The 12,728-nt window shown below is 39.0% G+C and carries 8 protein-coding genes; 1 reads left to right on the top strand and 7 read right to left on the bottom strand.

Translation table 11 applies throughout. The annotated features are described in order from the left end of the window. Positions 1-204: 204 nt before the first annotated feature. Together DES38_RS00520 and DES38_RS00515 are read right to left on the bottom strand one after the other, a co-directional pair. Positions 205-2,841, bottom strand: a complete 2,637-nt coding sequence (locus tag DES38_RS00520; RefSeq protein WP_110250125.1) for a cation-translocating P-type ATPase — start codon at positions 2,839-2,841, stop codon at positions 205-207. Between the two features lie 332 nt (positions 2,842-3,173). Beyond that, entirely contained in the window at positions 3,174-3,440 is a 267-nt protein-coding gene (locus DES38_RS00515; RefSeq protein WP_245881930.1) for a YjfB family protein, read from the bottom strand. Between the two features lie 98 nt (positions 3,441-3,538). On the opposite strand from DES38_RS00515, the gene DES38_RS00510 reads away from it, so the two are divergent. Next, a complete protein-coding gene (locus DES38_RS00510; protein WP_170114282.1) occupies positions 3,539-4,462 on the top strand; it encodes a diacylglycerol/lipid kinase family protein in 924 nt (307 codons plus the stop codon). 167 nt (positions 4,463-4,629) lie between these two features. On the opposite strand, the gene DES38_RS00505 is transcribed toward DES38_RS00510, so the two are convergent. The 5 genes from DES38_RS00505 to DES38_RS00485 all read right to left on the bottom strand — a co-directional run bounded on the left by DES38_RS00505 (position 4,630) and on the right by DES38_RS00485 (position 12,586). Further along, positions 4,630-5,442: a flagellin N-terminal helical domain-containing protein gene (locus DES38_RS00505; RefSeq protein ID WP_110250123.1), complete on the bottom strand. Its 813-nt coding sequence runs from the start codon at positions 5,440-5,442 to the stop codon at positions 4,630-4,632. Between the two features lie 168 nt (positions 5,443-5,610). After that, complete coding sequence (locus tag DES38_RS00500) at positions 5,611-7,302, bottom strand: methyl-accepting chemotaxis protein (protein ID WP_110250122.1); 1,692 nt, start codon at positions 7,300-7,302, stop codon at positions 5,611-5,613. 1,545 nt (positions 7,303-8,847) lie between these two features. Then, the gene (locus tag DES38_RS00495) at positions 8,848-10,683 is read right to left on the bottom strand and encodes a motility associated factor glycosyltransferase family protein (RefSeq protein ID WP_170114279.1); all 1,836 of its coding nucleotides are present in this window, start codon (positions 10,681-10,683) and stop codon (positions 8,848-8,850) included. Beyond that, positions 10,673-11,272, bottom strand: a complete 600-nt coding sequence (locus tag DES38_RS00490; RefSeq protein WP_110250120.1) for a hypothetical protein — start codon at positions 11,270-11,272, stop codon at positions 10,673-10,675. Before DES38_RS00490 ends, DES38_RS00495 begins: the two co-directional genes overlap by 11 nt. Before the next feature lie 147 nt (positions 11,273-11,419). Next, positions 11,420-12,586: a flagellin N-terminal helical domain-containing protein gene (locus DES38_RS00485; protein WP_110250119.1), complete on the bottom strand. Its 1,167-nt coding sequence runs from the start codon at positions 12,584-12,586 to the stop codon at positions 11,420-11,422. Between the last annotated feature and the right edge of the window lie 142 nt (positions 12,587-12,728).

Genomic DNA, 12,728 nt, shown 5'->3' with positions numbered 1-12,728 from the left:
CTCTATTTAATTTCGATTAACTACTTATGCTTACCATAGCGTTCGTCACAATTAGAAAGATAGCTAAACAATACATAGCCTTTGATGATAAGTTTACATCTGACTTGACGGTTTGACAAGAAAGAATTGCCATGTATAGATGAAAAAGTCACCAGATTGCGGTGACTTTTTCTTAGTGGTAAGGGCTATGATTGTTTCTCTTACTTACTTATTAAAAACTTTTTGATAGATCACTTTAACAATTTCCATCATCAAGACGGCTGCAACGGCAAGGCCGGCAGAAATCAACCATTCATTGACACCAAACGCTGCTGGAATGGCGAAGATCGAACGTAAGAATGGCAAGATTGTCAACAAGTATAAACCGAAGCACAAGGTTACGGCACCCAATACATATTTATTCGTAAACAAACCGACACCAAAAATGGTTTGTTGATTCGAACGTGCAGCAAAGGTTTGTAAGGTCCGTGACAGAATCAAGGTCGTAAAGGCCATTGCTACCCCAATTTCAGGCGATGTATTCAGCCCAATTAAGTGTGAAATAATAACGGCAATTCCGATAAATGATCCCCGGGTAATCACTGAGCGTAACGTATCGCCCGCAAAAATCCCCTCATCAATCGAACGTGGCTTACGGTTCATCACATCTGGTTCCGGGTCTTCCATACCGAGCGCAATGGCTGGTAAGGAATCGTTCACTAAGTTAATGAACAATAACTGCAGCGCTGTAAATGGATTCGGTAGCCCCGCAATGACCGCGAATAAAATCGCAATGATTGCCCCTAAGTTCCCACTGAATAAGTAGGCAATCGCTTTTTTAATGTTATCAAAAACGGTCCGACCAACTTCAACAGCTTGAACAATCGAGACGAAGTTGTCATCGGTTAAGATCATGGCAGCGGCATCTTTACTGACATCGGTACCACTACCCATCGCGATCCCAATATCAGCTTGTTTAAGTGCCGGTGCGTCATTGACACCATCACCCGTCATCGCTGAAATTTGATCTTTTCGTTGCCATGCTTTAACAATACGAATCTTGTTTTCTGGTGAAACGCGGGCATAGACAGAAATATGTGCTAATTTCTCATCCAGTTCTGCCTCTGACATTTGGTCCAATTCTTGACCCGTCACAGCAAAATCATCATCCCCCATCAATCCGATATCCCGACCAATCGCTTCAGCGGTTGTTTTATGGTCACCCGTTATCATGACCGTTTTAATGCCGGCATGTTTCGTGCTTTCAATCGCACCATAGACAGCTTCACGTGGTGGGTCCATCATCGCTTGCAATCCGACTAAGACAAAGTCATGTTCATCCTCAAAATCAATGGTGCGTTTATCGTCCGCTAACTTTTTATAACCAAACGCTAGGACACGTAATGATTGTCGTGAATACGCCTCATTTTGATCAATGAGTTCTTGTTTTAATGCATCAGTTAAGGCAATTTCTTGCCCCTCTTTAAAGATATACCCTGCTCGTTCAAACATCACGTCGGGTCCACCTTTGATCATCAGGTATGTCGCCCCATTATAGTCATTTAACGTTGACATGAGTTTACGGTCTGAATCAAAGGGAACTTCATCGAAACGTTGGTGACGTGCACGAATGGTAAGGTAATCCTCCCCCAGCTTATTAGCAAAATTAATTAGTGCCACTTCCGTCGGGTCACCGATTTCATGTCCCTTTGCATCAATGTAACTGTCGTTACACAATACCGCAACATCAACGAGGAACTGCTCTGCCTCTGACATGGCACCGTAGGTGTCATGCTTTTCATTATTAAAGGTATGGTGATCGGTAATTGTCATTTTGTTTTGTGTTAATGTTCCGGTTTTATCGGTACAAATGACACTAGTTGAACCGAGCGTTTCGACCGCTGGTAACTTACGAATAATCGCATGTTGTTTCGCCATCTTGTTGGTACCGACGGATAAAACAATCGTCACAATCGATTGGAGCGCTTCTGGAATCGCCGCAACTGCGACCGCAACCGCAAACATGAGGGCTTCTAATAATTCGGTGGTGACATCGACCGGACCATCACCAAGCCAAATCCGGGCTGCTTGCAAGCCGAAAATCAACGCCGAAAGAATAAGTATCCAAAACCCTAAACGACGGCTAAAGACATCTAATTTACGCTGTAGCGGCGTTTGTTTTTGTTCAGCCGTGTTAATCATATCGGCAATCTTACCGATTTCCGTTGTTTTACCGATATCTGTGACGACAAAGGTACCGCGCCCGTTGGTCACGAGGGAACTACTAAAGACCAAGTTAATTCGGTCACCTAAGGCCACGTCATCTTCAATCGGTTCAATGATTTTATCAACAACCGTTGACTCCCCGGTTAACATCCCCTCATTAACCTGTAAAGAACCACTCTCAAGTAAACGCCCATCAGCCGGAATATAGTCACCAGCTTCTAAATAAACAATGTCCCCCGGGACCAACTCACGGGCCGGAATGTTTTGCTTGTCTCCCCCGCGTAACACCTTGGCAACGGGTGCTGACATTTCCCGCAGGGCATCAAGCGAGCTTTCTGCTTTTTTCGTTTGCACGACACTAATAATCGCATTCATAATTAAAACAATGACGATAACGATGGTCTCCACATATTCACCGAGAATAAGTTGGACCGTGGCAGCAATCAATAAGACGATGACCATCGCATCTTTAAATGATTCTAAAAAGAGGGCAAGTGTTGATTTTCGCTTACCTTCTTCAATCTCGTTATAGCCGTATGTTTCATGACGATTAACGACCTCTTGTTCACTTAAGCCCTGTTCCGTTGCGTTAAGTGTTTTTAAAACAGTTTCTTTTTCTTCTTGATAATAGGCCAAACCTGATCATCTCCTTCGTTAGTTGCACCATCCGAAACGCTCACTAGGTGTTGGTGGTAAGTATCTGTCCGTTTTCTTAGCGGTAAACCATAAGAAAAAGACCCTTACCAACAACAGCCATACCGATGGCGTATTATTGGTAAAGGTCTTGCTAGCAACCAATTGGTTACCGGTAGTGCCGGAGATTTAAAATCCTCGTAATGACGACACTATCGCGAGAGCTACTCCCCTTTAGTTATTCTTATCTTACACAGTAAAGCTATACTTCGTCAAGATAAAAGATAGCGAATTAATCAAAGCTTTACAATTGAACTTTTTGCTTTCGTTAACCGTTATGCTTTTAAATCGACCGTATTACCTAAGTCTGGATGACTCATTGGGATATCTGAAAGCATGTCACTCAATTGTTCTGTGTTCTGTTGAGCCATGTCCATCGTTTGTGACATGAGCTGCAGTGACATTTGGTTTTTTACAGCTTGTTGGGACATCAAGGTTGACATTTTTGCGATATCGATCACAATCCACTCCTTTACCTCTTCTATTGCTGGTGAACGGTTGTTAGTCTGTGTAACTGTATCTCCACCGATTATAACAAACAATCAGGTAGACGACTAGTCAAAGTTACTTGATCTTAGGTTTATTTATCCATCAAATGGGAAATAATATGATAGACTACTTTACGAAAGAAGGAAAAACAATGATTGATACAGTTGTTTTGTTATATAACCCTAAAGCTGGGGATGGCGCGATTAAAAACATAAAGACTAAGCTCGTTGATCAATTAAACGAAACATTTAAGCACGTTTCAAGCTTTGACCTTACGCATCACGATGATGAAGCCATTGTCAATGAAGTAAAAGCTAGCGATTACTGCATCATTGCCGGTGGTGACGGCACCGTTAATTACCTTATCAATTTAATCAGTCCACTCGAATCGCGACCCAAGCTAGCGATTTTACCGCTCGGCACCGCTAATGACTTTGCCCGGGCGCTGAATATGCCACTAAAACCACTGAAAGCGATTGAACAAATAAAAGCAGCCAACTTTACCAACGTCGATGTCGGTAAATGCAATGATGCCTTTTTCCTTAACTTCTTTGGCGTTGGCTTAATATCTGAAACCAAAGCACAACTCGAAACAAGCAATGACAAAGACACCTTCGGTCGCTTTAGTTATTATTTAAATAGCTTAAAAGCCGTCCAGAACCCTAGCGTATTTGAAGTGACCCTTCAGTTAGATGGTGAAACAATTAAAGACGAAGCGGTGATGGTGATGGTTGCCAATAGTGGCTACACTGGCGGTGTCCAAGCTTTCTTTAATGCCCCCGACTATGCTGACGGGGTCTTTGACGTTTTAGTCATTAAAGAAGCATCGTTTAAATCCTTTACGGAACTGGTTCAATCAAAAGTCAGTGGGAACACGGAAACCCTTGAGGGGGTCTATAAACGGACCGCCAAAAAAATCACAATTGAAACCACACCGAAACAAGCGATTGATTGTGATGGTGAGGATTACGGGTCCACCCCAGCCACGATTAGCGTCTTACCCCACCATCTAAGCTTTTGTTTTGTTGAAAAAGCACAGCTATTTAATACAAACACTGGCGCAGATGAAGGTTAAAGCGAGACAAAAGACGCCTTTTGAGACTCAGGTAGCCAAGCAATGAAAGCTTTGCGCAACAGAACGTCCGCAGTTGATTGTGGTTGGAACAGCAATTGACACTTCAAACGGCTCATTTATCAACCCCTTCCAACCAGCAGTAGCCTAAACAATGGTTACTGCTTCTTTTATTGAAGCAGGCGTAAGATTGCTTGGGGTTGTTGCATCGCTTGGGCAAGCATCAGCTGCGCAGCTTGACCTAAAATGTTATGTTTAGCCATTGCCATGATTTCTTTTGCGATATCGGCATCACGAATCCGTGATTCTGCGTGCGTTAAATGATAGGCTTGGTTGTCTAAATTACTGATCGTGTGACCGAGTCGATTTTCCGTCGCACCGAGACGCGACCGTTCCCGTGAAACGCGCATTAACGCTTCGTCCATTGTTTCCAACAACGTGTTCGCCTGCTCATGTGTCGAGACGTCAACATCCACCAGACCCAAACTTGAGGCGGTCATTTCATTAATCGATAAAACAATGGATTGGTTTTGATTAGCCCCAACTTGAAGCTTTTTATTAGTAAAACTGCCATCGAGTAAACCCATGGTATTAAATGCTGTCTGATGACCAATATCATCCAGTGCCCCTTGAAGTGCTGTTAGCTCCTCACTTATTCGTTCACGGTCACTGGTTGTATAGGTATCATTCGCAGCTTGGACGGTTAATTCGCGCATCCGCTGTAAGATTGCATGTGACTCATCTAAACCGCCCTCAGCTGTTTGAATCAGAGAGATACCATCCTGGGCGTTTCGTGATGCTTGTTGAAGCCCACGAATTTGTGCACGCATTTTCTCACTAATGGCTAATCCAGCTGGATCATCTTTGGCAGCGTTGATTCGTTTACCTGAAGCAATCCGTGTCATGGCAGTCATCATCTTGTTCTGGTGAATCCCAATTTGCCGAAAGGCAAATAAAGCCATCGTATTCGTATTAATTCGCATCACGAAACCTCCCTTCTTAACATCACGTGTATTGTCTATTAGTTTTTATTAAACCGTATGCTTTAAATGCGTTTTAAACATGCTACTACACTTTATATCGGCATCTTTCGCATGAATATGTATAAAAAGAAGATAGGCGCTAGGGCCTATCTTCGTTGATCAATCTTGTTATACTTCAAAACGATTAATGATGTCTTTCAAGTTTTTCACCATGCCTGATAGATCTTTCGCCCCGTCCGCAATGGTAACCATTGAGCCGTTCATTTCTTCAACTGACGCTGATGTTTGTTCAACCCCTGCTGCTGATTCCTCAGAAATAGACGCGACTTCTTCTACATTTGAAAGCAGTTGCGCTGAGCGGCTTGAAACACCGGCCAACGTATCAGCAATGGCTTCAATGCCTGCCGCAGCTTTGTTGACTGCCTGATTGATTTGACCGAAGGTCATATCGGTTGATTCGATTTGGGTTGTCCCCTCTTTAATCCGACCATAGCCGTTATTCAGTTCTTCTGTCACTTCTTTAGAACTTGACTGAATCGTGTCTACTGTTCCGGTGATTTCATTTACCGAATCCGATACTTGTTCTGCCAGTTTCCGCACTTCTTCAGCGACCACGCTAAAGCCACGACCATGTTCACCGGCACGGGCAGCTTCAATTGATGCGTTTAAGGCAAGTAAGTTGGTTTGATCAGCGATGTCTTGAATCACGGACACCATCCGTGAGATGTTTTGTGCATTTTGGTCAAGCGTTTCAACCCGGTCAACCGACGTTTTAATAATCTTATCAATGTCACGCATCATTTGAACCGACTGTTTCATTAATTTTTGACCATCGCTCGTTAAGGTAATGACCGCCTGTGTTTCTTGATTTGCTTCATGGCCTTTTTCTAAGGCATTGATCATATCATTGTTTAAGTTCTGCATGCCTTCTGATAAATCAGACGCATGCGTTGCTTGTGATTCCGAACCATCTGCTAATTCACCCATCGTAATAGAGATTTGATCAGCGCCATTACTGACTTCAATCGCTGATTGGGTTAAGCCATCGCTGTGGCGTTCAACCGTATCTGATACCTCATTTAACTCACGAATGAGTAAGTGCATTTGTTGGTTCATCTCATTGGTTGCGATCATCAATTGACCAGCCTCGTCACGAAGTCTCGTTTCAAATAATTCATGATCAAGCTTGCCTTCACTAATTAAGCGCATCCGTTCGGTTACCCGTTGAATAGGTTTTGTGATCATGCCACTCATAATAAAGGCAATCACTAAGCCAATCACAACAATGACTAAAGTAATGACGATTGATGAGTAGGTCATCACTTCTCCGGTTGAAAGGACGGTATCCCCAAGCTCTTCAATTCGCGCTTCTCGATTTGCAGATAGTTCAGAGAAACCTTCTACTAACGTCACTGAGACTGGTGCGACTTGATTTTCTAAATAACGACGGGCCTGATCAACATCCCCGTTATCATACATTTCAAACACTTGATTGGTTCGCGTTCCCCAGTCTACCTTCAAACTCAAGAGCGCATCGAGTTGTTCAGAATCACTTAAAGCGAGTGCTTGTTCCTCTAAGGCAATCGACTCCTCAAGACCTGCCTCAAAAGCTTCCCGGTATCCTTCACTTTCAAAAAAGACAAAACTATTTAAAAGGTTCGTCCGTTCGTGCATATTAATCGCAAGCTTTTCATTAACGATTAACAACGGTACTTCTTCCTCAATCATCTGTTTTGTTTCTTCGTTTGTATGTAACATTAACGAAATCATATACGTACTAAGTCCTGCGGTTAACACTAACACAACAATAAAGCCGAGTAATATTTTCGTCTTCAAACTTTTAAATCCTTTACCTTTCACTGTCTATCTCCCCCACTCTAAAGATTCAATCGCAAAGAAAAAACCAACACACAAGGTGTGCTGATGTTTCTATCATCTTCCTTATCTTTATATCGGTCGTAGTTGTCCAACCTTTAATTAAAACAAAAATAATATATTAATTGATGATAGGGTTCACTATGTAACTTGAAATATAAAGTCAAACGTATATATGCTTTTTAATCAATATTAAAATCCATGTAGATGCGCCATACTTATGAGTGACTAAATTAATAAGTTAGGAGCGCTCTAGACGACTCAACATCAATTTACCATATTAGGGCGCACACTCAAACAATCATCAGACAATAACAAAAGCCAACTTCAAAAAAATGTTCAGATCTGATCAATACACACAAAAAGAAGTGCCTGAAATATTAGTGATTAGCATATCGGCCAATTCACCTGATTTCGTACACAAGGCGAGTGAACAGTTAACACTGGTAAGAAAGTAAATACAACTTTATGATAGCTACTTTGCTGACGTGGGTGCATGTGTGTATAGAGAGAATCTTGAACGCGATCGTGCTAAAGAGATTGAAAATACGATCAGTATTAATTCAACATACTGTCGGAATCTTTTAAACCAACAAAAAGCGAGGTGAGTGTTCATAGCGTTGATACCGTTACTCATGCGTACCATGTATGAAGATAATATACAATCTTATTGATTAAGGTGTTCTTGACGTTAGAAATATTTCTTCACCTGAAAATAAGCCTTCGTCATCGGCAAAAAGACTAAGGACGAAACTGTTATTCTGACGTTTCTTTTTAAAAAACCACGACACTATGTCACGAAGAAGCTGCGAAACAGATCATATGAATACTTCTAAGATACAATATTTTGATTATGAAGCTTATTGCTCTTCAGAGTTTCAAAGTCATCACGATAGATAAAATATCAGCGTTTGCACCACTGAATAATATGGAAGACACCTTTAAACATATTGGCGTGAATTAGCTTATGCTTACGCTTCTCGGGGAAAAGGCTCGAATGATCGTCATAACGGTATGTTTGGTCAGTTCATACAGAAAGATTGTCACTTCGAGATTTGACTTACAAACGATCAGAACTATGCATAAACGCATTAAGGAAGAAGCCAAGACGTACCATGGATTCTGATTCTCGCTAAAAGCTATACAACCAGTAACCACCGTAAATCACACAGGTATTGTAATCCCATCACCCTAGGAGAGGTTTGCAGTCTTGGTAAGCATTACTTTCGTGGATAGAATAGGAAAAGTCCTACCTTGTGACGATACCCTCCGTTCTTATAGTGTACCATGCGTGGTTAAGCTCTTCTGAATTTTCATTCATTGGTATACTAAACCCAATAAATATATCACTACAAAGATATACTTAAGTTAAGAACAAGCTACAAGCCAGTAGCTAATATAGCATAAATATCAGGGATAAGTATCAATCAAAACACTATAAGTATAACTTTTTTGAGCATATTGAAATATCTTTCAAAAAAGTTTGTGCATTTGATCTTACAATTCAGGGCATATCATAAAATGCAAGCATTAGTCATTCTCTTTTATTTCAGATAAAAATAGACTTTCTAATATATTAGATGCTTTTACAACGTACGGTAAATAGTTATTATACATATTATTTACCAAGTTACTTCTGATCAATATATTGGGTTCTTTTGATAATTTTAATAACTTTTCAATCATTAGTTCGTGCTGTACCTTTATAGTTTTCACTATAAAGAAAGAATAAAATGCGTTCTTTTCCAATTTACTTCTGACTGCATCAATCTCTTTAAAATAGCATTCAAGAGCGCTGTTATCATCAGTATTCGATATCTTAACATTCAAATTTATTATATTGTTCAATTCAATTTTAAAATCATCTATCGCGTCATGTAATTTATTTAGTTTATTATGATAATTTAACACACCATATTTATTATTTCCCTCCCACCAGTTATCTTTATTAATTCCCTTTTTCAGGTCATCTTCAATTACATCTTCAATCGTCTTGAACTCTATTCCTTTAATCTTGGCGCCACCTTTTGTCGTGTTTATATATTGTCTATTATACATACTCGCAAAACGCTCTAAACTTTCTCGCATATTGTTAAAACCAAGATTTGTTTGTATGACATTGCCGTACACATCTTCAACATTTAATGAATTGTTCATTTCCTTTTCTTGTACGTTTGAATCAATAAAATTATAATCAATTCCTTCTGCATAGCGCCGATTATATAAGTACCCCAAGTTTTGACCAGCAAAAATAATTGGACCCATTTCAAGTTTGTTTACAATTTGAAAAGTCATTACAGCAATTGATGGTGAATCCAGAATTAATTCTTTTTTGAGAATTTCATCTCCCAATAGATATCTCGTTACCTGATCTTGGGAAGTAATAAAATGCATTTTTGGACCTTTATACAGATCAAGTAAGCGATACCCTACACTAGATCCGAATACCAATGGAATAGAATCTAAACCTTTAGCAATTAATTTCTCAAATACTTGATGGTTTTTAACACCTGGATCGTAGCTAAACACCGCATCTGGCAAAATATCTGCAGATACTAACGCATTGATTGCGGACCCAACTGAAAATAGATAAGCCAGTTTATTGTCTTTGATATAACGGATATGTTCAATATCCTGAGATAAAGAGGGACCGGCTGATATGATAACAACGGGTTTATTTCTAAACTGCTCAAAATCTACATGACTTACAATATTAGGTGTATCTAAAACATAACGATGATTCTTGATACTATTTTCCATCCAATTCAATTGAAATTTATAATTTGTAGCAAAAGTTACTCGTTTATTTCTTATTAAATTTTTAGTTAAGTCATACAATTGACTTATTTCTGCTTTATATAAATTGGCATATGTCGGTAATGCAATAATTTTAACCTGCTTACCGATTGACTGAGCTATTTTTGATATCATCTCTTCATAAGAAAACTCTTCTGCAACAAATAAGTATTTCAATTTAGTGTTAAATAAACTACTAAAGCTAATTTTTTCACTAACTTTTTCAAACACTTCAATGTTCGGTTCAATAACTGAATACTCTTTACTGGGATATTTTGAAATAAACGCTTTTATCGCATACCCATAACCCATACCAAAAAATATCACGTGCGAATCTTCATCGATATTCGCTTGTGTTTCTTTATGAATTAATTGTTCAGCTTCTTTTTCTGGAGAATAACTGCTGTGAAGGAAAACCTTTTTCTCTCCTACCTGAATCTTAGCTGTCATTGAATCATTTTTAGCTTTTAGTTCCTCAACGTTAATCCTTTCAATTTCAGGTAATGAGAGCATATACTTTCTAACTCTAGGAAAGTTCTCTCTAAGATAATTAATATTATCAATGTGCATAATCATCACCTTCTTGTTTTTTTAATATTAACTTTACCGATTCTTGTAATTTCTCGAACTCAGACTTAATCTCATAGTTTAAAATATCATAACTTAAAATACCATCCTCTTGTTCAAGTGCAAGAACCAATTCTTTAAATGATACAATTAATTTAGCTAAATCCTCTTTCAATAAATCAGAAATAAGCGGATTGATAGTTTTTAAGTTCTCCACAAACGTATTAATGAAATCGATTCCTTCACTCATATCCGTAACCTGCTGAAAAAAATCCGCTGTTAGTTCACCGTAGTTCGAAGTTATAACATTTTCTATGGCCGGAATTGCTCTTTCCAAATATGATCTAATCGAAATTAAAATATCTTTAGATATCTCTTCAGGTAATAGGGTAACAATTTCAATTTGATTGATTACGGTTTGATTTTCGCTAATGAATTCTTCTATACCGTTATAGATTTCAATATCATCAATAACTAAATGGCTAAATATCAGGTTATCCGTTGAAGTTATTTCAGCTATCATTCTTGATAACATCTCTAAAGCTTCATCATTTGCAGTTTGTTCCACTTTGTCTTTATGAATAATAATCATTGATTCACTTCCTCCATAAATTTTATATTATTTTAATTATAGCTATTATAATATGTATTTACTACAGCAAAACCTATGTTTAATTTTTTAGTTCTTTATAGAAAAAAGGTCTTAGCCTATTGGCTAAGACCCTCTATAATTACTTTATTAACCTAATAATTGAAGCACTGACTGTGGTTGTTGGTTTGCTTGCGCAAGCATGCTCTGGCTAGCTTGTGAAAGAATATTAGCACGCGTCATTTCCATCATTTCTTTAGCCATGTCAACGTCACGTACACGAGACTCTGCGGCTGAAAGGTTTTCAGATGAATTATCTAAGTTTGCGATAGTATGCTCTAAACGGTTTTGATTACCACCAAGTTTAGAACGTTCTGCTGAGACCGTTTCAATTGCATCATTAATTGATGTAATTGCTGCAGATGCAGCTTCTTGTGTAGAGACATTAACACCAATTTTAGCACTTTCATCAGCATCTAAAGTCACTGCAGTATCAGCATAATCTTGAACAACAGCAGTTGCACCAGCTACTGTATCTGTGTAAGCATCATTTTTAATAATTGAGAATCCGGCATCCTCACTAACACTTTCTAAAGCGGCAACTAAATCCTCCTTCGTAGCTGTAACTGTCCCAGAAGCATTTGTAGCTAAAGTTACTTCTGCTACGCCACTAGCATTTATTGTTGCTGTAGTTTCAGCGGTCCCAGAAGCACCAGACACGACGTTAATCTGAACATCTACTCCATCACGATTCATAACTTCAATACCTGATAAATTGGTAGTATCTAGATCAGCTGTATAAGCTTCTCCTTCTACTTTCAACGCTTCAGCACTCATGTCAGAAATTTCAAGTTTAATATCTTGTCCTTCATTGGCTCCAATATGGAATTTCGCTTCAAAATCCCCACCTAAAAGGTTTTGCGTATTAAATTCAGTTGTTTGAGAAATACGACTAATTTCCTGTGATAATTGATCCACTTCTTTTTGTAATTCAGCACGGTCAACTCCAACGTTAGTATCATTAGAAGATTGAACTGAAAGTTCACGCATACGTTGTAAGATATTATGTGTTTCGTTTAAAGCACCTTCAGCTGTTTGGATTAAAGAAATACCATCTGAAGCGTTACGGCTTGCTTGATCTAACCCGCGGATTTGACCACGCATTTTCTCAGAAATCGCAAGACCAGCTGCGTCATCCCCAGCTTTGTTAATACGAAGACCTGAAGATAATTTCTCCATTGAATTTTGCATTGCATTTTGGTTGATACCCATTTGACGGTGGGTATTTAATGCAGGAATATTACTGTTAATAATCATAATTTGTTTCCTCCTTGAGTATGTTTATTCCACATCCATGTGGAAAGATTTTTTAGCTGACGACTTTTGAAGCGGCCGTCTCCAGCAGTTATCAGCCTGTATTACTATTATCGGAGTTGGTTAGAAAATGTTAAATGCTTTT

This window comes from Streptohalobacillus salinus (assembly GCF_003201605.1).
Lineage (GTDB): Bacteria > Bacillota > Bacilli > Bacillales > Amphibacillaceae > Streptohalobacillus > Streptohalobacillus salinus.
This window is presented reverse-complemented; position numbering and strand designations above follow the sequence as displayed.